Annotated in this window: 20 protein-coding genes and 1 pseudogene; 8 read left to right on the forward strand and 13 right to left on the reverse strand. The window is 40.9% G+C overall.

All coding sequences use genetic code 11. From position 1 onward, the window contains the following. Positions 1-18: 18 nt before the first annotated feature. From GPA07_RS14635 to GPA07_RS14640, 3 genes and pseudogenes are all read right to left on the reverse strand, one after another. Positions 19-690 (reverse strand): helix-turn-helix transcriptional regulator, encoded by a 672-nt coding sequence (locus GPA07_RS14635; RefSeq protein WP_008359054.1) that lies wholly within the window; start codon positions 688-690, stop codon positions 19-21. 21 nt (positions 691-711) lie between these two features. Then, positions 712-834, reverse strand: a pseudogene (locus GPA07_RS18875) (D-TA family PLP-dependent enzyme); the annotation flags it as partial. 148 nt (positions 835-982) lie between these two features. After that, entirely contained in the window at positions 983-1,561 is a 579-nt protein-coding gene (locus GPA07_RS14640) for a competence protein ComK (protein ID WP_157292872.1), read from the reverse strand. A 289-nt stretch (positions 1,562-1,850) separates the two neighbouring features. On the opposite strand from GPA07_RS14640, the gene GPA07_RS14645 reads away from it, so the two are divergent. Beyond that, a complete protein-coding gene (locus GPA07_RS14645) occupies positions 1,851-2,087 on the forward strand; it encodes an IDEAL domain-containing protein (protein WP_008348804.1) in 237 nt (78 codons plus the stop codon). 56 nt (positions 2,088-2,143) lie between these two features. Here the strand turns inward: GPA07_RS14645 and GPA07_RS14650 are convergent, their stop codons facing one another. After that, the gene (locus tag GPA07_RS14650; protein WP_008359049.1) at positions 2,144-3,004 is read right to left on the reverse strand and encodes an SDR family oxidoreductase; all 861 of its coding nucleotides are present in this window, start codon (positions 3,002-3,004) and stop codon (positions 2,144-2,146) included. 141 nt (positions 3,005-3,145) lie between these two features. On the opposite strand from GPA07_RS14650, the gene GPA07_RS14655 reads away from it, so the two are divergent. From GPA07_RS14655 to GPA07_RS14670, 4 genes are all read left to right on the forward strand, one after another. Continuing rightward, the gene (locus GPA07_RS14655) at positions 3,146-4,678 is read left to right on the forward strand and encodes an FAD-dependent oxidoreductase (RefSeq protein WP_157292873.1); all 1,533 of its coding nucleotides are present in this window, start codon (positions 3,146-3,148) and stop codon (positions 4,676-4,678) included. A 41-nt stretch (positions 4,679-4,719) separates the two neighbouring features. Next, on the forward strand, positions 4,720-6,066 hold the full coding sequence (locus tag GPA07_RS14660; RefSeq protein ID WP_406566821.1) for a globin-coupled sensor protein: 1,347 nt from the start codon (positions 4,720-4,722) through the stop codon (positions 6,064-6,066). 62 nt (positions 6,067-6,128) lie between these two features. Continuing rightward, the gene (locus GPA07_RS14665; protein ID WP_157292874.1) at positions 6,129-6,713 is read left to right on the forward strand and encodes a histidine phosphatase family protein; all 585 of its coding nucleotides are present in this window, start codon (positions 6,129-6,131) and stop codon (positions 6,711-6,713) included. 386 nt (positions 6,714-7,099) lie between these two features. Further along, a complete protein-coding gene (locus GPA07_RS14670; protein WP_008359041.1) occupies positions 7,100-8,245 on the forward strand; it encodes a serine alkaline protease SapB in 1,146 nt (381 codons plus the stop codon). Positions 8,246-8,292: 47 nt separating this feature from the next. On the opposite strand, the gene GPA07_RS14675 is transcribed toward GPA07_RS14670, so the two are convergent. Further along, on the reverse strand, positions 8,293-9,576 hold the full coding sequence (locus GPA07_RS14675) for a M48 family metallopeptidase (RefSeq protein ID WP_157292875.1): 1,284 nt from the start codon (positions 9,574-9,576) through the stop codon (positions 8,293-8,295). A gap of 177 nt (positions 9,577-9,753) precedes the next feature. On the opposite strand from GPA07_RS14675, the gene GPA07_RS14680 reads away from it, so the two are divergent. Next, positions 9,754-10,170, forward strand: a complete 417-nt coding sequence (locus tag GPA07_RS14680; protein WP_071167820.1) for a YhfM domain-containing protein — start codon at positions 9,754-9,756, stop codon at positions 10,168-10,170. Between the two features lie 14 nt (positions 10,171-10,184). Here the strand turns inward: GPA07_RS14680 and GPA07_RS14685 are convergent, their stop codons facing one another. From GPA07_RS14685 to GPA07_RS14695, 3 genes are all read right to left on the reverse strand, one after another. Next, positions 10,185-11,738 (reverse strand): fatty acid--CoA ligase family protein, encoded by a 1,554-nt coding sequence (locus GPA07_RS14685; protein WP_157292876.1) that lies wholly within the window; start codon positions 11,736-11,738, stop codon positions 10,185-10,187. A 169-nt stretch (positions 11,739-11,907) separates the two neighbouring features. Further along, the gene (locus GPA07_RS14690; RefSeq protein ID WP_071167821.1) at positions 11,908-12,897 is read right to left on the reverse strand and encodes a lipoate--protein ligase; all 990 of its coding nucleotides are present in this window, start codon (positions 12,895-12,897) and stop codon (positions 11,908-11,910) included. A gap of 2 nt (positions 12,898-12,899) precedes the next feature. After that, a complete protein-coding gene (locus GPA07_RS14695; RefSeq protein WP_198303856.1) occupies positions 12,900-13,643 on the reverse strand; it encodes an MBL fold metallo-hydrolase in 744 nt (247 codons plus the stop codon). A gap of 156 nt (positions 13,644-13,799) precedes the next feature. Here GPA07_RS14695 and yhfH point away from each other — a divergent pair, with 156 nt between their 5' ends. Then, positions 13,800-13,937 (forward strand): protein YhfH, encoded by a 138-nt coding sequence (gene yhfH / locus GPA07_RS14700; RefSeq protein ID WP_008359029.1) that lies wholly within the window; start codon positions 13,800-13,802, stop codon positions 13,935-13,937. Positions 13,938-14,276: 339 nt separating this feature from the next. Further along, the gene (locus GPA07_RS14705; protein ID WP_008359027.1) at positions 14,277-15,566 is read left to right on the forward strand and encodes a glutamate/proton symporter GltT; all 1,290 of its coding nucleotides are present in this window, start codon (positions 14,277-14,279) and stop codon (positions 15,564-15,566) included. Between the two features lie 33 nt (positions 15,567-15,599). Here the strand turns inward: GPA07_RS14705 and GPA07_RS14710 are convergent, their stop codons facing one another. From GPA07_RS14710 to hemH, 5 genes are all read right to left on the reverse strand, one after another. After that, positions 15,600-16,649: a M42 family metallopeptidase gene (locus tag GPA07_RS14710; RefSeq protein WP_157292878.1), complete on the reverse strand. Its 1,050-nt coding sequence runs from the start codon at positions 16,647-16,649 to the stop codon at positions 15,600-15,602. A gap of 144 nt (positions 16,650-16,793) precedes the next feature. Then, positions 16,794-19,103 (reverse strand): YhgE/Pip domain-containing protein, encoded by a 2,310-nt coding sequence (locus GPA07_RS14715; RefSeq protein ID WP_008359021.1) that lies wholly within the window; start codon positions 19,101-19,103, stop codon positions 16,794-16,796. A 65-nt stretch (positions 19,104-19,168) separates the two neighbouring features. Next, on the reverse strand, positions 19,169-19,747 hold the full coding sequence (locus tag GPA07_RS14720; protein WP_008359019.1) for a TetR/AcrR family transcriptional regulator: 579 nt from the start codon (positions 19,745-19,747) through the stop codon (positions 19,169-19,171). A gap of 174 nt (positions 19,748-19,921) precedes the next feature. Further along, positions 19,922-21,334: a protoporphyrinogen oxidase gene (gene hemY / locus GPA07_RS14725; RefSeq protein WP_071167824.1), complete on the reverse strand. Its 1,413-nt coding sequence runs from the start codon at positions 21,332-21,334 to the stop codon at positions 19,922-19,924. A gap of 22 nt (positions 21,335-21,356) precedes the next feature. Beyond that, the gene (gene hemH / locus GPA07_RS14730) at positions 21,357-22,295 is read right to left on the reverse strand and encodes a ferrochelatase (RefSeq protein WP_008359015.1); all 939 of its coding nucleotides are present in this window, start codon (positions 22,293-22,295) and stop codon (positions 21,357-21,359) included. Between the last annotated feature and the right edge of the window lie 26 nt (positions 22,296-22,321).

The raw sequence follows: 22,321 nt of genomic DNA on the forward strand, positions 1-22,321 counted from the left end.
CCCCCTATTCGATTTGATTTACGATGTTTCCTCTGATTCTTTCATTTTCTTCAATTCGTCTAAGTAGCTATAAACCGTGACCTTCGATATACCTAACCGCTCCGCTACTTTATCCACTGATCCTTTCATGAGAAAGATGCCTTTCTCATCCATAAAACGAATCAGTTCAATTTTTTCTTGCCGCTTTTTTAATGAGCCTTTTTGATGAGAAATGATCTGCTCAATAAGACGATCTGCAATTTCATCTACACTTTGCAGCGTATCTTTGCTTTTCTTTGGCGATGCGGCAGGCACCTCTTTTGCTAATCCAGGGACAAGCTTGTCGATTAATTCTTTTACATGACTTACTGTACTCATATCGTAGTTGATGCAAAGCGCCCCGATCACCTGGTCTTTGTCATCACGAAGCAGTGTTGTAGATGCTTTAATGGTTCTTGCATCTTCTGTTTTTATTTCATAGCCTGCCAAGTAATCTTCATCAAATTCGTCCGATAAGAGCACCTCTTTTACTAGATGGTCAAACGATTGTCCGACCGCTCTCCCTGTGACATGATGATTGATCGTAAAGATGACGGACGATTGCGGCTGGGTCAAATCATGAATGACCACTTCACAAGAAGAGCCAAACATATGCGCAATCGTTTTTGCAATCGGAATGTAATGGTTTAATTGATGTTTCACTTCTGACATTTCTTTCACTCCATTGTTGCTCTATTGTAGTTTCCCTTTACTGGCAATCGCAAACTCTTCTACTACTTCACCATCTTGAATGAGGTATGCTTTTTCATGAAGATTGACCACAGGACATATGTGATTCAGAATGATTCGTACCTTCATCAAAATATATAATTTTTTATATAAAATGATTAAATTATATAATTTTTTATATGATAATCAATTGTTTTTTCGATGAAAAAGAAATGACGATGTGCGAAGTATGGCAGGTGAAGAAGTCCAGCGGCTTGCTGCCGCTGGTGTTGAACTAATATCGATTACGAAGTTCTCTTAAAATAAAGTCATACACAAGGTTGAGCTGCTGTTCCTTTGGATACAGCATAAATTCTTGTTTCTTAGGAAGACCTCCATCAAGACGGTCTTGAAATTTCGTTCGAAGATATGCTGTGCGGTGCACCTGACTTTCAAATGATTTATATGAGACGTCCAGTTTGACCGATTGCTCATTGGTAAAAGTGACAACCGTGTCTCCGAGGGACGATTCTTGAAAGGTATGAATGTATTTGTGGGAAATCCATCCGCACTGGGGGCGGTTGGATGAATAGGTTGGGAAGAAATACAAATGATTGGATGAGTCAATCACGATGGGAGGCTTATGGGAAATTCCTGTTACTTCATATGTTCCCGCTTTTCTGCCTGCATAGCTTGAGCCAAAGAACCTACAGCTGCGTTCTATAATGTTCAGAGGCTTTAATTCAACATAAAAGCTTGTCTCTCTTTCAATAACTTTTGAATATACTCGTTTTCCTTCTTCAACCGGAAGGACCGCCATTGTTGTTTGATTAATGACGTATGAATCTAAAGGTGTTTCGCTAATTCCTGACACTTCATTTCCTCCTGTGTTAATTTTTGGTTATTTTAGATACTATTAATCTATCACCAACGTATAAGAAACGACAGGATTTTTTCAAAATTTATTTAAAATCATCTTTTTATCGTGTTTTTTAGTACCTTCGATCTATCTAAAAGCCATTTTTAAAGATATATCGCATCCTGTCGACTGGACAAGGGGTGTCGATATGGCTCAAAAATAAATTGTCTAAAAATTATAAATTCTTATTGATTTTTTCTCCGCCAATCCATATACTATAAAAAAGGCATCGGGGGGATTCTTTATGAAAGAGAAAAAAACGTATGCTGAGCTCATGAAGTCCCGCAACACCCAAAAAACCGAAGAGAATGGCGTCACCATTTTAGACATCTATATTCAAATGGTTTTAGATGAGGCGCTTTATAAACAGCGCTTAACCTTCCTTAGAGAAGAGATTGATAAGGCTTTAGATCAGCGTGATGAAAAGCGTTTTAATGACCTGTCAGCTCAATATGCAGAACACTGCTTACATCAATCTTGATGATGTTACTTGCGGCAGAGAGACAGCACCTTGTCTCTTTACCGCAAGTTTTTTGTTTACCCATTTAATATCGTTCCGCCATTGACATGTATCATTTGTCCATTCATATAAGATGAGTCTTCGCTCGCTAAAAATAAATAACTCGGCGCTAGCTCTACTGGCTCACCAGGGCGTTCCATGGGGACATTTCCGCCAAATTCAGAAACTTCCTTTTCCGTAAATGTGGATGGAATCAGCGGTGTCCAAATTGGCCCAGGCGCTACCCCATTCACTCGAATCCCTTGTTTGATCAGCGATAGGGATAAAGATCTTGTAAACGTCACGACTGCCCCTTTTGTCGATGAATAATCAATCAAGGTTTCATGACCTTTATAGGCAGTGACCGATGCTGTATTAATGATACTGCTTCCTTTCTTTAAATGAGGGAGCGTCGCTTTTGTTAAATAGAACATCGCAAAAATATTCGTTTGAAATGTCCGAAGAAGCTGGTGAGAGGTAATCTGTTCAATACTTTTTTGCGGATGCTGTTCACCTGCATTGTTGACCAAAATATCAATCGAACCGAAAGCATCTTTTGTTTTTTTGACCACCTCATTTGAAAAGGCTTCATCTCCTAAATCCCCAGGAATTAAGATGACACGCCCTCCCGCCTTTTCAATATAGTCCTTCGTCTCCTCTGCATCGTGATGTTCATTCAAGTAAACAATCGCTACATTGGCTCCTTCTTTTGCAAACAAGACAGATACTGCTCTGCCGATTCCACTATCTCCGCCTGTCACAATGGCCGTTTTCCCAGCTAGCTTTTTGCCCTGCACGTCTCGATCAAAAATAGGTCTAGGGTTCATTTTATATTCAAGACCGGGACGTTCATTCTGGTGCTGAGGCGGTAAGGTTTTCTTCGGCTGCTTTGTTGACACATCAGTCCACTCCTTCCTTCTATCTCGCTTATTTTTATGTGTTGGCCATTTTTTTATGTATTTCGCTCTTGTTTCCATTCAAATGTATGATTTTCAGTATTGTGTAAAAATTATACATAACAAGTCACTGGAGGCGACAACATGGAACAAGAACATAAAGAATTAGAACAGACAACATCGTTATGGTTAGTCGAAGGTCAGAAGGATTCTTTTCCTTCTGTTAGCGAAGATCTCACAGCAGATGTGATCATTGTCGGCGCTGGTATTACCGGTATTGCTGCTGCATTTGAAATGACAGAACGAGGGCTGGATGTGATCATCATAGATGCTGATCAAGTGCTGCAAGGGACGACCGGACATACAACAGCGAAAATTACCTCCCAGCACGATGTATACTATCATGAGCTGATTCAGCATATTGGCATGCCAAAGGCCCGTTTATATGTAGAGGCAAATGAGAAAGCAAAAGAGCTGATTCAAGCACGCGTGAAAAAGTATGACATTGATTGTCAGCTTGAGGTGAAGGATGCTTACCTTTATACAACGGAAGAAGGCGGTGTCAAAAAGTTAAAGAAGGAATTAGATGCCTATAAACAGCTCGGTATTGACCGCGAATGGAAAACAGAGCTCCCTTTTGATGCTGACATAAAAGCTGCCCTTGCCATGACGCAGCAGGCACAATTTCATCCACTTCATTATCTTCATGCACTCATCGATCAGCTCGTCAGCCGAGGTGTACGCATTTTTGAACAGACAACTGCAGTCGATGTAAAAGAAGGAAAACGACCAGCTGTCATCACAAAAAGTGGCCATCATCTGACGGGCCGATTTATCATTTCATGCTCACATTTTCCTTTTTATGATGGCAAAGGACTTTATTTCACCCGAATCCATCCCGAGCAATCTTATGTCGTCGCAGCCAAAACAACCAAACCGCTTCCAGACGGCATGTACTTAGGAATTGACCAGCCTGTCCATTCATTAAGAACGGCAAAATTCCACGGAGAAGACGTCGTGCTCATCGGAGGAGAAGGGCATAAAACCGGGCAAGGCGGAGATGAATCCGCTCACTATGAAGCACTAGAAAACTTCGGAGACGCCACCCTTGGTATAGAAAAAGTTCTTTATCGCTGGTCAACACACGATATGGTCACGATGGATCACATGCCTTATATTGGCCACTTGACGAAACACCATAGCAATATTTTTGTTGCGACAGGCTTTAGAAAATGGGGCATGACGACCAGCCATGTCGCAGCAACACTTATTGGAGATTTGATTGAGGGAAAATCAAATCCTTACGAATCCATCTTTACACCATCAAGACTTGTTTCTGACCCATTCTTCAAAGACTTTATCAAAGAAAACACCAATGTTGCGGCGAAGCTGATCAGCGGTAAATTCAAGCGACCGGATCAAACCATTGATGATTTAAAACCAGGCGAAGGCGGGATTGTGTTTGATCAACATAAAAAATGCGGCGCCTTTAAGTCAGAGGATGGCAATGTCTTTCTTGTCGATACAACATGTACTCATCTAGGCTGTGAAGTCGCTTGGAATAATAGTGACCGGACATGGGACTGCCCTTGTCACGGGTCCCGTTTCTCCATTACTGGAGAAGTAGTAGAAGGTCCAGCGAAGAAACCACTAAAAAGGTCATATAAAGAACAGTAAAATTTCACTGGTTTCCCCTTTAAAAAAGCCAATATTATCCGATAAAAAACATAAAGTCTGATATTTGTGATCATTATGGGGGGACTAACACATTGTTATTTAAAAAAGAGAGTAAAACGAAAAAGACTGCTTTTTTCACACAACAGGATGATGGGATAAAACGAATCGATTTTTCGGAGAATACGGACATTGCCAAACAGATTAAAATGATTGATTTGACGCAGCAAGACCTTTTTATTCTGAAACAGCTAAATCCGATTGTTCAAGATGATATTGAACATATCGTCGATAAATTTTATAAAAACTTAGAGGTTGAGTCTTCCTTGATGCACATCATTCAAGATAACAGCTCAGTCGAACGTCTGAAAAAAACACTCCGCATTCATATCAGTGAAATGTTTGCCGGTGTGATTGACGAATCCTATGTAGCCAAAAGAATTAAAATCGCACAAGTTCATTTGCGAATTGGGCTTCAGCCTAAATGGTATATGGCAGCATTCCAAGACCTCTTGCTCTCGATTATGGATTTATTCGCTCAGCATATCCAAGATTTCAAAGAATATCAGACGGCAGTCAAAGCGACGACGAAAATTTTAAATTTAGAGCAGCAGCTTGTCCTAGATACGTTCCAAAATGAGTATTCTAAAATTCGTGATGAAGCAGAAAAACAGCAAAAAGAGCTTCATACAAAAATTACAGAAACCTCTAATTCGCTTGCTTCCCTCTTCTCAAACACAACAAATGCTGTGGACAAACTTGTATCAAAATCTGATGAGATGGCGGATATGTCACAGGCTGGAACGAAAATTTCAGCACAGGTCGAAGAAAAATCAATTGGCGGTAAAAAAGAGTTAGAAATTCAGCAAACCCAAATGAATCAAATTGATGGCAGCATGACAAAGATTGAAACAGAGATTAAACGCTTAGAAGAAATTGCGAAACAAATCGAACAAATTTTTGGGATTGTCACAGGCATTGCAGAGCAAACGAATTTACTATCTTTAAATGCCTCAATTGAATCTGCACGTGCAGGTGAGCATGGCAAAGGCTTTGCTGTCGTTGCAAACGAAGTTCGAAAATTATCAGAAGACACTAAGAAAACGGTTTCTACTGTATCAGAGCTCGTCAACAACACAAATTCACAAATCGCTATTGTGTCCCAGCATATCGCTGACGTGAATTTACTTGTAACAGACAGTAAAGAAAAAATGACCCAAATCAACTCTCTCTTCGATGATATCGTGAGCAGCATGAACCTAAGCAAAAACCAAAACGGAAAAATCGAAATAGATCTGCAAACGTTCCTGAACGAATTAAAAGAAGTGAAACAAACAGTGTCCCAAGTGGCAAGTTCCGTCGAATCTTTAACAAGCCTGACAAATCGCTGATCCAGTCATTTTTCTTCTTGTTTTAGTATAATAGAAGAAAAGATAGAAAAGGCGGGATTTGATTGACAGCAATTTGCCTAGTCAGACACGGTGAAACCGATTGGAATGCAGCGAAACGTATTCAAGGACGAACAGATATCCCTTTAAATGATACTGGTAAATGGCAGGCGGAACAAACCGGCCTTTACTTAAAAGATGTTCACTGGGATGTTGTCATTTCCAGTCCCTTATCAAGGGCAAAAGAAACAGCGCAGTTGATTTTACAGCATGTACATGCACCGCTCGTTATCATGGACGATTTTATTGAACGTGATTACGGTGACGCTGAAGGCATGTCGTTTGAGGAACGTCAGAAACTGTTTCCCGATAAAAAGTATCCAAATATGGAATCGTTAGAAGCGATGCAAGATCGAATGGTAGAAGGGATTGAAAAGGTCAGAGCAGCCTATCCAGATCAACATGTGCTGATCGTGGCTCACGGTGCTGCCATTCATGCCCTACTCTCCACTCTTGCTGATGAACATATGGGTCTACAAGATACACGACTTGAGAATGCCTGCTTAAATTATGTGGAATGGAAAGATGGAAAATGGAAGGTGCGCGATTACAACGTGGTCAGCCATTTAACACAATCTGCTCCTTCTTAAGAAACCTGCTCTCCAAGCAGGTTTTTTTGTTGTCAGAAACAATGATCAAATAATATTTTTTTATATCGAAATTCGAAATAGATGCTAGCCTTTTCTACCTATTTTATGGCATTTCGGGTATCGAATGTTTATCCACAAATCGATCATAAGCAAAAAAGCACGATTCCTTTTTAATAGAAAATCGCCGAAAATATAGAATAAACATAATTTACCATAATTTCCAAGCGACTTAATTCCCTATTTTTCGCTAGGACTTTCACAAAAATTCAGGCCTACTCTTATTTGCCTATCTCCCTTAAACTGAAAATACAGAATAATCAAACGGGTCATTCTTATAGACTATAGATGATTATTCTGAAATAAGAAAAAAGGGATGTGGAATGTGCGTGAAAAAGAAAAATGTGATGACAAGTGTTTTATTGGCTGTCCCTCTTCTGTTTTCAGCAGGGTTTGGAGGCTCTATGGCAAATGCCGAAACGGCCTCAAAGTCAGAAAGTGAAAAAAGCTATATTGTTGGCTTCAAAGCTTCTGCCACCACAAACAGCTCTAAAAAACAAGCGGTCACTCAAAATGGTGGGACATTAGAAAAGCAATATCGCCTCATTAATGCTGCACAAGTAAAAATGTCCGAACAAGCCGCAAAAAAACTTGAACATGACCCTAGCATTGATTATGTAGAAGAAGACTACAAAGCAGAAGCATATGCACAAACCGTCCCTTATGGTATCCCTCAAATCAAAGCTCCAGCAGTACACGCTCAAGGTTATAAAGGTGCTAATGTGAAAGTAGCTGTCCTTGATACTGGTATCCACGCTGCACACCCTGACTTAAATGTTGCAGGCGGTGCAAGCTTCGTCCCTTCAGAGCCAAATGCCACCCAAGATTTTCAATCACACGGAACTCACGTAGCAGGAACCATTGCTGCCCTTGATAACACAATTGGTGTTCTTGGTGTCGCACCAAGTGCCTCCTTGTATGCCGTTAAAGTGTTAGACCGTAACGGCGATGGACAATACAGCTGGATTATTAGCGGTATTGAATGGGCTGTTGCCAATAATATGGATGTGATCAATATGAGTTTAGGCGGACCAAGTGGTTCCACAGCGCTTAAAAATGCTGTAGATACAGCAAATAATCGCGGAGTGGTGGTTGTTGCCGCAGCAGGAAATTCAGGTTCCAGTGGCTCTACAAGCACCGTTGGCTATCCAGCAAAATATGATTCTACGATTGCCGTTGCTAATGTGAACAGCAACAATGTAAGAAACTCATCTTCTAGTGCAGGTCCTGAATTAGATGTTTCTGCACCTGGTACGTCCATTTTAAGTACAGTACCAAGCAGTGGATATGCATCTTATACCGGGACATCTATGGCTTCTCCTCATGTAGCAGGAGCAGCAGCGCTTATTCTGTCTAAGCACCCGAACCTAACAAATACGCAGGTGCGCCAGCGTTTAGAAAATACAGCCACTCCGCTTGGTAGCTCGTTCTATTACGGAAAGGGATTAATTAACGTTCAAGCGGCTGCTAACTAAAAAAGTATGATCAAAACATCCGGCTGGATCAGCCGGATGTTATTTGTTTATTGCTTTTTTGACGTTTCCTCTTTTTTTGCTGCCTTTTCCATATCGATGATTCTCTCCATCATCGTTGGATGTCCATAGCGAAATATTTTCACTAAAAGCGGCGGATTGACTTGGGACAGCCCTGATTTTGCAAGCTTTTGAAACGACGTCACCCCCGCCTCCCCATCCTTTGTCAGGTTCACGGCATATTCATCAGCAGCCCGTTCTTGATGCCTCGACACAGCATTTGTAAACGGAGAAGCTGCAAATGACAGCATGGAGACAATGACCAAAAGAAGCGGAAGAGCAGCGACGTCATAGGGCCCCTTCAGACGAAATAGAGCAGCTCCCCTTTGATAAAGGTAAAAATAAAGACGGTCAATGGCAAATAATCCGGCCAGTGACAGCACCAAATATCCTGCTAGGCCGATATAAACATGCTTCATGACGTAATGTCCCATTTCATGTGCCATAATAAATAAAATTTCACGGTCTTTTAGCTTTTGAAGTGTCGTATCCCATAAGACAATCCGCTTATTTTCACCAATTCCTGTTACATAAGCGTTCATCGTGTTTGTTTTCTCCGACATATTGACTTCATATACATGATCTGCGGGGATATGCGCTTTTTCTGCAAGGGTTAAGATCTTTTTCTCAAGCGCTTGATCCTTTAATGGATAAAAATCGTTATATAGGGGGTCAATGACGACCGGCTGTATAAAAAAAAGAAAAAGTGTGACTGGTACTGTCAAACACCAGGCATACAGCCACCATAACTTCCTTCTCTTTTGAATGAGCCAAAAGAACACGACCGTACATAGAACAAGAAGCGGATATTGAATCCAGAAATCCAGTGTTTGGTCTTTTAACCAGCTTGCTGTGCTTTGAGCAGATACACCGTAGTGCAAGGAAAGCTGATAGCTAATCCACTTGAAAGGCAGTGTAACCAGCATCGTCAAAAGCGACAGTATAAAAACATAAACAAGTTGGCTTAAAAATTGAAAACGAGCTGCTGCCAAGCTCCAATCTGCTAATTTCCGTGAAAACCCAGAAATAAGCAAAAGGAAAAAGACATACCAATCCAATGGGATGGTCATAAAGTATAGCAGATGACGGATGTTCGAGTAACTCTCACTGATCACAAGCTCATGACTTGTCATAAATGTATGCGGGTCTGCACTTGTCCCTTTCACACTGTCAGGAACAGATGAATCCCCCATTAGAAACAAATAAGAATAAATAAAAAGACCGTACACTATGTATGCTACCGTTGCAAGAGCTATCCATTTACGTACTCGCACTGGTCAGCCTCCTTTCCATTTCTCTACTTATTCTAATCATGTACATTTTTGTTTAGAACCTGTCTCATGTGGCTCCATCATAGCATGCCCCATCTGAAAAAGCTCGAGCGAAAAAAATGATTATGCTTCTCAAAAATCGGAGAAACTAACGGTAAAACAGTGAGTTGGAGGTTCATCATGAAGAAAATCCTTGCAGGAATTGTGATCTTTGGACTTTTACTGATCACCTTCTTTTATGTGTTCAGCCGGACAAGTGAAATCTTCGATGAGAATCGAGCAGAGAAATTATTGCTTTCACCGACGAACCAGTCTATTTCTTATGAAATTGATGATAAAGATACAGCTGAAGATGTCATCGAACAATTAAACAAAGGTAAACAAACGAGCAATCATCTTAAGAAGAATTTAAAAAAGCCAGATTATATCGCCAAGGTGATGTTCGGACGAACAAATGGCACTACTTTTCAGCTATGGACCAATCGATCTCAAGTCGTGTTTTTAGTGGATGGCACATATTATGAATTAAATCCAAAACAGTCAAATTCCTTTCGGAAACAAATACACGAAGCGATTCAAAAAGGAGCCTCTTCATAAGAGACTCCCTTTTTTTACTTACTTGCTTCTGCTTGGTACTTGTCCTTTAGGGCTCTTCTTAAAATTTTGCCAGTCGTGTTTTTAGGAATATCATCTATGAAATGGATCGTTTGGGGCTGCTTATACTTCGCCAAATAGCGTGAACAATGAGTGATGATGTCATCATGATTGATGTGAGCATGTTTCTTAGGGGAAATGTAACAGACGACAGCCTCTCCTGTGTTTGGATCTGGCACACCGATGACAACGGCTTCTGCTACAGCTTCATGTTGATAAAGCACTTCTTCTACTTCTCTTGGGTAAACATTATACCCGCCAACAAGAATCATATCCTTTTTTCGATCAACAATATAAATATATCCGTCTTCATCTCTTCTCGCCAAATCTCCTGTATACAGCCAGCCGTCCCTCAGTACTGCCTCTGTATCTTCTGGCATTTGATAATAGCCTTTCATAATGTTTGGCCCTTTTGCAATGAGTTCTCCGACTTCATTCGGACCGACTTCCTCTCCAAGTTCATTCACGATCTTATTCTTCACATTCATAATATCTGTCCCGACCGATCCTGGTTTTCTTTTTCCGTCAAGGGGATTGAATGCAGTCACTGGGGAGGCCTCTGATAATCCATAGCCCTCCAGCACCGTGACACCGAATTTTTTCTCAAAACCGTGAAGTAAAGCAACAGGCATCGAGGCACCGCCTGATATACAAATTCTCACTGATTTCATCGCTTCATCGTGGCCGTCTTGGTGATATAAATAGTTATACATGGTTGGGACACCAACAAATAGTGTTGGTTTTTCTTTCTCCATCATGCGTAAAAGCTCTGATGGGCTGAAATGCGGCAGAACATAAATGGCCGCACCATGAATCAACGGTGCATTCATACAGACTGTTAAACAAAATACATGGAACATCGGCAGAGCAGCAATGACCTTGTCCTTTTCATCAATCGATAGGTACTCAGCAATATCCCTTGCATTTGAATACAGGTTCAAATGCGTGAGCATCGCACCCTTTGGTTTTCCTGTAGTGCCAGATGTAAATAAAATAACCGCCGTATCGTCAGATTGTCTGGTAGGATGTTCAGCTTCTGGCGCATCTCCAGACACAAGCTTTCCAAAGAAGACAAGGCGATCAGATACTTCTTTTAAACTTGATCTGCACACAAATTCATTTTCTGCACAAATAATCACTCGTTCAATGGACGGAAGCTGTTCATACACCTGCTCGTACACCGGCAGAAGCTGATCCGGTGCGACAATGCCTTTTACATCACCTGTGATCAGCATATATCCGATTTCACTTGGCGTATATGTTGGATTGACGGGTACAACAACAAGCCCTGCCTTTAATGCTCCAAAAAATGAAATAACAAAATGTGGTGAATTTCCTAAAATCAGCGCAATATGATCTCCAGCTTGAAACCCTTCGTTAACTAAACCATCTGCAAAACGCTCGATACTTGTCATGAGTTCTCGATAGGTCCACTTGTTTCCTTCAAAAATCAGTGCCACATTTTCGCCCTTGGTCATCGCAGTCTGCTCAAGATTTTTGATCAAATCCATTCTCCCACCCCTTATGCATCGTCAATGAATGAATAGCCATTCATTTTGAGGCCAAACATTCCTCCTTTCTATTATAATAGACAATCGAAAACATTCACAAGATCAAATGTAAAACGCTCTCATTTCTTTTCGTTAAAAAAGCACAGCTATCTCAAGCCGTGCTTTCCGCTTAGTAAATCAAATCAAGAAAGTCTTCCTTCGATACGTTGCCGAAATAATGGCGCATATCCATATCTTCTAATACATCACTAATTGTTTTCCGATCATATTGTTTTCCGATCAGTCTTTGTTCTATATCGGCTATATCGCCCACACCAAAGAAGTCACCAAAGATTTTGCAGTCCTGAATGATGCCTTTTTTCACCTCTAATCGAAGATCAATAGAGCCAGCTGGGAAACGTTTTGAGTGCTGCAAATTAAACTTCGGAGAACGGCCATAGTTCCATTCCCATTTTTGATATCGATCCCGAGAAATCTCATGAATCTTTTCCCAATCCTTTTCTGTCAACTTATATTGAGGCACGTCCCCATTCGTATCAAAAATGTAGCTTAAAAGAATGTTTCTAAATTCTTCTGTCGTCATCTTTTGATCCATCAAATCACTAATATTGGCGACTCTGCTTCTAATGGACTTAATCCCTTTAGATTCAATCTTTTCTTTTTTCACATTTAATGCAGAAACGACATGCTCAATTTCCGAATCAAATAGCAGGGTGCCATGACTGAAAATACGGCCCCGCGTTGCGAATTGAGCATTTCCAGAAATTTTACGTCCTTCTGCCATGATGTCATTTCTGCCGCTTAATTCAGCTTTGACTCCTAGCTTTTCAAGCGCTTTGATGACTGGCTCCGTGAATTTCTTAAAGTTATGAAAGCTGTCCCCATCGTCTTTTGTGATAAAGCTGAAGTTTAAGTTTCCTTTGTCATGGTAAACTGCACCACCGCCAGATAGACGGCGAACAACTTTGATTCCATTCTCTTCTACATATTTTGTATTAATTTCTTCTATTGTATTTTGGTTCTTGCCAATAATAATGGACGGCTGGTTGATGTAAAACAGCAAATACGTTTCTTCTGGATCTAAATATTTTAAGCAATACTCTTCAATTGCTAAATTAATCATTGGATCATAATGTTGTTCGTTATCGATAAACAGCATCTCTATCTTCCTTCCTTGTTCCATATAAGCCCTGAATAGGCAAGCTGTATACTGCCAGTATATAACGCCTGTGCTTCATTGACTAGGTCTTTATGCCGCCCGAAATGAGGCAGGTGAGTGATGATGAGTTCCCCCACATTTGCTTCACTGGCCACCTTCCCTACTTCAGTGCTGTTCATATGACCTGCACCTGATCCGTCTTGTCCTGCATAAAAGTTGCTTTCGGCAATGAGTAGATCGGCATCCTGACTAAAAGGGATAAATGCATCTTGATAGCTTGAGTCCGCTGTATACACCACCACAGCACCATCTGCTTGAATTCTCATCGCATAGCATTCTGCCGGATGAACCGTTCTCAAAAAATCAATGTGAAATGGGCCAATTTGAATCCCCTTTTCCGGATGATAAGGTTTTGCCTTTGTATGTACATCATCCGAGAGCCGCTGAAATGCTTCTTGGTCACCAGTATGTCCATAGATCGGAAGCAGGCCGCTGCTTTTTCCTAAATGATCCCCCACTAATTTCGCATATTGGAGAGGTCCGATATCTGCAATATGATCGTGATGATAATGAGAAAGGAGAACAGCATCAAGTTCTTCTATATCAATGTATTGCTGAAGCTTTGACAGAACACCGCTCCCGCAGTCGACAAGCAGCCGAAAACCATCTGATTCCAACAGATAACCTGATGTTGCTTCACCAGCTGCCGGAAACCCTCCATAGCAACCAATCACCGTTAATTTCATCGTCATTTTTCCCTCCTTTTCTAAAAATCCCTTTCTTACAATATACCCATTTTTCATGGAAAAAGCATTCTTCTTGCCTATTGTTACAAAACAGATTGACAATTATAAATCTGTTATAATACAATGATAGCAACAAAATGTATTGGAGGATGACAAATGCTAGGGAAAATCACTGAGTTTTTTAGAAATTTGCCTTCAAAAAAATGCACAAAATGTGGAAATGATTTAATGGAACAGCACGAGTGTTACGGTAATGAATGTGAGGAATGCTCACAAGTAAGTTATCTTAAATAAGGAAATAAATTCAATAAAAAAGCACTTTTTGCCTCCGTCGTCAGTTGGAGGCAAAAGTGCTTTTTATTTTTTCTGAAAAATAGGTAAAAAGGTAAAACCCCTGATATACAAGGGGTTTTTAGTATTTTTATATGATGACTTTTAGTTCGTAAGTCACTTTTTATTGACTGAAAACAACGAAGGAGGTTCGAAGTGTCCATTTTTTCAAATAATTTTGTATTTTCCAAATATAATTTAATCGTGGACGAACCTCTTTAATTTTAGTTATACTTTAATTCGTATATTAAAACTTAATATAATGGGAATATTCCTTTAATGAATATGTTAGGGAGGAAATCTATGAAAAAATTAAAATTTGGATTAGCTACTCAAATCCTAATCGGTCTGATTCTCGGTGTCGTGGTTGGTGCGATCTTTTTCGGTAACCCTGGTGTTGAGACGTATTTAAAACCAATTGGAGACTTCTTCTTACGACTCATTAAGATGATTGTCATTCCGATTGTCGTATCTAGCTTGATTTTAGGTGTTGCAGGTGCCGGTGATGGTAAAAAAGTAGGGAAGCTTGGTTTTAGAACCATTCTTTATTTTGAAATTATCACAACATTTGCGATCATCCTTGGTCTTGTGCTTGCTAACTTCGTTCAACCGGGTGCAGGCGTTGACTTTGGACATACGGAAAAACAAGATATTAGCCAGTATGTTGAAACGGAAAAAGAACAAAGCAGTAAATCAGTTGCTGATACGTTCCTTCATATCGTTCCGACGAACTTCTTCCAATCCTTAGGGGAAGGTGATTTGCTTGCGATTATTTTCTTCACTGTGTTATTTGCACTAGGCGTTTCAGCTATTGGTGAACGCGGCAAACCAGTGCTCGCCTTCTTTGAAGGTGTATCACATGCGATGTTCCATGTCGTCAATGTTGTGATGAAAGCTGCACCATTTGGTGTATTTGCGCTCATTGGTGTGACAGTATCAAAATTTGGTCTTGAATCGCTTATTTCATTAGGTAAGCTCGTAGGTCTTGTTTATTTTGCGCTCGCACTCTTCCTTATTGTTGTATTCGGAATTATTGGAAAGATGATTGGCGTCAATATTTTCAGATTTCTTGCTTACATGAAAGACGAAGTCCTTCTCGCCTTTAGTACATCCAGCTCTGAAACAGTTTTACCGAGAGTGATGGATAAAATGGAGCGCATCGGGTGTCCAAAAGGAATTGTCTCTTTCGTCATTCCAATTGGTTATACGTTTAACCTGGACGGTTCCGTCTTGTATCAAGCCATCGCTGCGCTTTTCCTTGCACAGGTATATGGCATTGATCTCACCATCGTCCAGCAGCTCACTCTTGTTCTTGTGCTGATGGTCACATCTAAAGGAATGGCTGCCGTTCCTGGTACTTCATTTGTTGTATTACTTGCAACACTGGGAACGATCGGTGTACCTGCTGAAGGCTTAGCATTTATTGCAGGTGTTGACCGTATCATGGATATGGCCAGAACTGTTGTTAACTTAACAGGTAATGCACTTGCAGCTGTCGTGATGTCTAAGTGGGAAGGGCAATATGACCCTGAAAAAGGACATCGTGTGATGACTGGACAAGATGTTCCTCAGCCAACACAACTATCAAGCTAATGAAAAAGAACCCCTGCTATCGGGGTTCTTTTTTTATGCTGTGATTAATTTCGATCGAACATAGTGGTACAGGAGATTGGCTGTATGAATCAGTGAATCTTCATGTGTTCTTTCAAACGCATGTGAAGCGTCAATGCCAGGTCCAATCAGTCCATGAATGATATCATGCCCTGCTCTAATCGCCGCTGACGCATCAGAGCCATAATAAGGGTAAATATCAAGTCGGTAATCAATTTCATTGGCTTCAGCTAATGCTGCTAAATGCTTGCGCAAACCATAATGATAGGGGCCGCTTGAATCTTTCACACAAATTGATACACTGTATTCATCGGTTGATTGACCATCACCGATGGCTCCCATATCAACAGCCATATATTCTACCGTTTCTTCAGGAATATTCGAATTTCCACCGTAGCCGATTTCTTCATTATTTGAAATTAAGAAGTGCGTCGTATGCGGCAGTGTGATGTTTTCTGTTTGAATGCGGTGAATTAATCGCAGCAATAACGCCACACTTGCCTTATCATCCAGATGTCTTGATTTAATAAAGCCTGAAGGTGTCACTTCCACTCTAGGATCAAACGAGATAAAGTCTCCTACTTGAATGCCAAGTGCTTTGACTTCGTCTGCATTTTTCACCTTTTCATCTAGGCGAATCTCCATATTTTCTTGATTTCGTTTCGCTTTTCCAGCATCTTCGTATACGTGAACTGACGTTTGATGCATGAGAATGGTTCCTGTGTATGTACGGCCTGATGCTGTTTCAATTTCACAATACTCGCCTTCTATCGAGTTATATTGAAAGCCTCCAATGAGTGCAAGACGCAGCCGGCCATTTGATTTAATTTCCTTTACCATCGCACCAAGCGTATCGACATGTGCTGTCAGCATGCGATGCTCCTGGTCATCCGTCCCTTTAATTGTGGCAATTAATCCACCTTTTCGATTTCGCTTTGTTTCGATCTTTAAATCTTGTAAAAAACGTTCAACAAAGCCGATCACCTTTTCTGTATTTCCTGATGGACTTGGGATCGATACGAGCTTTTGAATGAGTTGAATCGTTTCATTTACTTCAGTTGTCATTCGGCATTTCCTCCTTTGTCTGCAAGTCATTCCTTCCAAGCATGCCTTTTTCAGCATCTCTACTTAAAATATATCGTTTCGGGTTCCTGATGTCTAATTTCTCATAGAAAAATCCTTTCTCGATGAAGAGAAAGGATTCCTTGATTAAGCTTCTTCTTGTTTCATTTTTCTGATGTTCCAAGCAAAGTATGCTGTTGTTGCGGCCATCATGACGATGGCAACTGTTCCAAGGATCGCTGCTTGGTGCCATAAATAGCTGTCATTACCGCTTGCAATGATCGTTCTAAATCCATTGATTGTATATGTCATTGGAAGCAGACTATGAATGACTTGGAAGAATTTTGGTACAAGCTCAAGCGGGAATGTACCCGCACTTGCTGCAAGCTGAAGAACCAAGATAATAACAGCGATGAAGCGACCTGGGTTCCCCATTGTTGTCGCCAGAAGCTGAATGATCGCTAGGAACGTCAGACTCACAATAATGGCAAAGAGATAGAAGCGCCAGAGGCTTTCCACCTCAAGTCCAAGTCCAAAGATGAGCATGGAGCTTGCAATCACTGCCTGTAAGATACCAACGAGCAGGAGCACACTATATTTGCTGACAAACCATTCAAACGCATTTCTAGGGCGTCCAGCAGGGTCTTTCATTGGGAATACAACGGTCAGCATGAGAGCCCCTACAAAGAGTCCCATAGATAAAATATAAGGCGTGAGCCCTGTTCCATAATTATCAATCTTTTTCGCTGTATCATTCTCTGTTTTAACGGGGCTGGCAATCATATTGTAATTGTCCTGACCCGCATCAATTTCTCCTGTTTCATCTGCTGCACTTTTTAATTTATCGGACAGCTTCCCTGTCCCGCTCTTTAAGTCACCCAATCCTTTATCAAGGGATTTTGAGCCCTCAGCAAGCTTAGATGAGTTGCTTTGGATACTCTCCGATCCACTTTCCAGCTTATTTAAGGCTGCGCTAAGCTGGCTTGATCCATTTGCAAGCTTATCTGCACCGCTTTTCGCTGTATCAAGCTTGCCATTTGCAGTTTGCAGACCTTCTTGTAATTGCCCTTGACCGGTTTGAAGCTTCAGTGCCCCTTGATACAATTGATTCGTACCAGACGTCATTTGATCAATGGCGTTTTGTATCGCAACTGTCGATGTGTACAGCTGTTCTGTTTTGTTTGGTAGCTGCTTGACTTGCTGCAGCTGTGCTTTTGCCGAAGCAACCGCAGATTGAATTTCGCTTGCGTCAGGCAGTTCCTGCAAGGCCGCTAAGCTTTGTTCAAGTCCAGACAGGTCAGGTAGTTCGATCTTAGGAAGGCTTTCGAGCTGATCCATTGCTGCCTTTTTCTCTTCATCTGTCATCGAGCTGTTTTGAATAATGCTTTTTACTTTTGCATCTCGATTTGATAACGCTTCGTTTAAAGAAGCAAGTTTGGTATTCAATGTTTTTGCGTCTTTTTTCACCTGGTCTATCTTAGGCGCCATCTTTTCAAGATTCGCTAATTCTGGTGAAGATAATACTTTTTCGACGGCTGCAATTTTTTCTGAAAATGACTGTGCTTTATGATTGAGCTGTTCAATGCCTGCTGTGAATTGCGGCATTTTAGAAGCAAGCTGCTGATGTCCTTTAAGGCTTGTGTTTAACCCTTCGGTCAATGTATCAATTCCTGTACCAAGTTCTCCAAATTTCTGATCGATCGTTTGATAGCCTGTTAAGAGCTGACCAAGACCGCTGTCAAGAGATTGAATTCCAGTGTTCAGCTCACCCATTTTTCCTGCGAACTGATGAACACCTTCACTATAGGTTAACGTTCCTTCTGCCAATTTCGCCAAATTGTCTTTTAACTTTTTACTGCCATCTTTTGCACTTTTTGTTCCGTCATCAATTTTCTTCGCCCCATCGCTTGCTTGATCTAACCCTTTTGCAATCGTTTTGAAGTTATCAAAGATGACCTCTGCATAATTTTCTGTGACTTCCTTTGAAACCGAATCTTTTAATTTGATAATGGCATTATTCGCAATTTGTGACGCAGCATAGTTTGCACCTGGATTCGTATAATATTTCAGATTCGATTTTTTTGGATGTTTGTCTAGCACTGTACTCGCGTTTTTCGAGAAATCTTTCGGAATTTCAACGACGAGGTAATAGTCCTCGTTATTTAAGCCCTTGATGGCCTTTTCTTCACTATCGACAAAGTGCCATTTAAAACTATTGTTCTTCTTCAATTCCTTCACTAAATCATCGCCCACTTGAAGGGTTTTGCCGTCATAATGACTGCCTTCATCCAAGTTGACAACCGCTACAGGTAATTGATCAACTGTACCATATGGATCCCAGTAAGCTTTTAAAAATACACCACTATAAATCAGTGGAATAAATAAGACAGCTAAAATCGGGATCAGTAGTTTTTTGCTCGTCACAATGTCTTTCCATTGATTCCGAATTAAATTCATTGCTGTTTTCCTCCCATTGATGAATGACTAAATTGGCAATTTGGTCATTTGAACTCAAAAAAAAATTACGTTGTTGCAGACAGTCCTTTGAGTACATAAAGCTCGAGCGATTCGGCTACCTCTTCTTTTGTTAAAGGCTCGTATCGCTTTTCCCAATCAAAAATAAGTGCAATATATAGTTTCACCATCACAAATGCCGTCAATTCAGGATCACAGGGCTTAATGTCGCCTTTTTCAATCGCTTCTTTTACTTTTGTTTTAATATAGCGAATAATCATCTGCTCCATTTTTTCTATCATTTCTTTGACCGCTGACGTGCCAAGCTCCGCATTTTCCTGAAAGATTTTAATGGTGAGCTGGTGGTTTTTTCTAAATTCTAATATTGCAAAGAGTGCTAAGTGAAGGTTTTCAGAGAACGTATTCTTCTCATCTATCGCTTCGTCCGCAATTTTCCTCATCTCCATCAACAGTGATGTGAAAATTTCATCAAACAGCTCTTCTTTGTTTTTGAAAAAGGTATAAATCGTTCCTTTTCCGACGTTGGCAAGCTTTGCTACAAGGTCCATTGTCGTGGCTTTATACCCGAATTGAGTAAACGCCTTTGTGGCTCCATCTAAAATCATTTGTCTCCTATCAACACTCATGATCTCACTCCCAAAATGACTATTTGAACGTTTTGGTCATTAAGTACAGAAAGTAATATACCACATCCCTTTCCTCAGATGCAACAACTTTGTTACATTTTATTATTCACCACTCTTTTCGAAACATACGAACATGAAAAACTCCCTTTCCATGACAGAAAAGGGAGTTCATTTTTATGAAAATAGATAAGATACAGCTTCTGAGATGGCCGCTTTTCCTTGATCAATACAATCAGGGATTCCAACACCTTCGAAAGCAGCACCTGTGATATAAATACCAGGATATGATTGCTTAAACGTTTCTCGCATTTGAGAAATCTTTTTTTGATGCCCCACATGATATTGCGGCATGCTCGTCTTCCAGCGAGTCACTGTCGTCAGCTCTGGATCTGCTTTAATATCCATGATTTTCTTCAAATCTTCCAGCACGATGCTGACAATTTGATGATCTGACTGCTCGACAATTGATTCATCGCCCGCTTTCCCAACATATGCACGCAGCAATGTTTTTCCTTTAGGTGCTGTGTGTGGCCATTTCTTATTTGTCCACGTACAGGCTGTAATGGAGAAATCACTATTTCTTGAGATGACAAAACCGGTACCATCATATTCATTGTGGACATCCTCTTCTTTAAAACCGAGAGCCACTGTTGCAACAGAGGTAGATGTCATCTCATGCAGGTACTCAAGTCCTGCTTCTTTTGGAAACATTGAATAGATTGATTGATGAGGGGTTGTGACAATGGCTGAATCTGCATAAAGCGTTTGGCCGCTGTCTAATTGAACGCCATAGCCTCCATCTGTTTTTTCAATCTTGGTCACTTTTGTCCCTTTGTAAATCGTCGTCAGCTTGAGTTTACTTTCTACCGCTTCAACAAGTGCTTGCAGCCCTTGATTGATGGTCTGGAACTGCCCTTGCTTTTTCGCTGTCACTTGCTGCGCTTTCGCGTGCTGCTGTGATTTTTTCATGCCAAGAATCAAACTGCGATGCTTTTGTTCTGTTTGATAGAACTGCGGGAAGGTGGACATTAGGCTCAGACGGTCAATATCACCTGCGTAAATGCCTGATAAAAGCGGCTCAATTAGATTCTCCACCACTTCATCACCCACGCGTCTTCTAAAAAATTCTCCCAGTGACTGATCCTCTGTTTGTTTGCTTTTTGGCAAAATGAAATCCATCGCTGCTCTTGCTTTTCCTGCAACTGAAAAAAGCCCAGTTGTAATGAAAGGGCTGATTTGAGTTGGAATCCCCATAACAGCTCCCTTTGGCATTGGATGAAGGGTTTCATTGACTAATACATACGCTTGCCCCGTTTCATTATTGACGAGCTGATCGGCTAGACCGACATCCTTTGCCAGCTGCGGTCCACTGACCTTTCTTTCTAAAAATGAATCAGGTCCACGTTCAATGATATAGCCATCTTTATATAAGGTTTGTATTTTTCCACCTAGCCTAGGACTCGCTTCGATAAGTGATATTTGGATAGGAAGACCTTTTTCTTCGACTTCCTTTTCCAAATAGAAGGCGGCAGCCAAACCAGTGATGCCGCCGCCAATGATGACAAGGTGTTTTTGATTGTCATGCATAGGATCGCCTTCTTTTATATGATTACTTGCTTTCGTTAAGCTTCTTTAATACGACTGCTGCTAGTGCATCAATAAATGCCGGTTTCGCATTTGGCATTTCGGGACGATAGTAGGCTGCGCCAATTTCATCTGTTACAACTTTACATTCATAATCGTTGTCGTATAACACTTCAAGATGATCAGCGACAAATCCAACAGGCACGTATACGAACGTTTTATAGCCTTTTTGTTCAAACAGGTCACGCGTTAAATCTTGCACATCTGGTCCAAGCCATGGATCAGGCGTATTGCCTTCACTTTGCCAGCCAATTTCATAATGCTCAATCCCTGCACCTTCAGCAATCATTTTGGCAGATTGCGCGAGCTGATCAGGGTATGGGTCTCCTGCTGCAATGATTTTTTCAGGAAGGCTGTGTGCAGACACAATCAGCACGGCTGATTCTCGTTCTTCTTGACTCATGGATGCATACGTATCTTTCACTTGTTTGACCCAATAATCTACAAACTTCGGCTCATCATACCAGCTTTCAACAGAAGTGATTTTCAGATTACCCAGCTTATCTGCCTCATCTTGGGCACGTTTGTTATACGATTTCACACTAAATGTGGAAAAGTGCGGCGCGAGGACAATACTTACAGCTTCTGTGATGCCATCCTTGTGCATGTCAGCAACCGCATCCTCAATGAAAGGCTCGATATGTTTTAAACCAATGTACACATGAAATTCAATCTCGTCCTGGATATGATTCAAATGTTCACACAAACCGTTTGCTTGCTGCTCTGTAATTTTTGATAAAGGAGAAATACCACCGATGGCCTTATAACGATCCTTTAAATCTTGCAGCATCTCTGGCTCCGGCTTTCTGCCTCTGCGAATATGTGTATAGTAACGTTCAATGTCTTCTTCTTTATATGGGGTGCCATATGCCATAACAAGAAGCCCCATTTTCTTTTTCTCCACAACCAACACTCCTTCTGATCATTTGA

Source organism: Bacillus sp. ms-22 (genome assembly GCF_009759805.1).
Lineage (GTDB): Bacteria > Bacillota > Bacilli > Bacillales > Bacillaceae > Bacillus > Bacillus xiamenensis.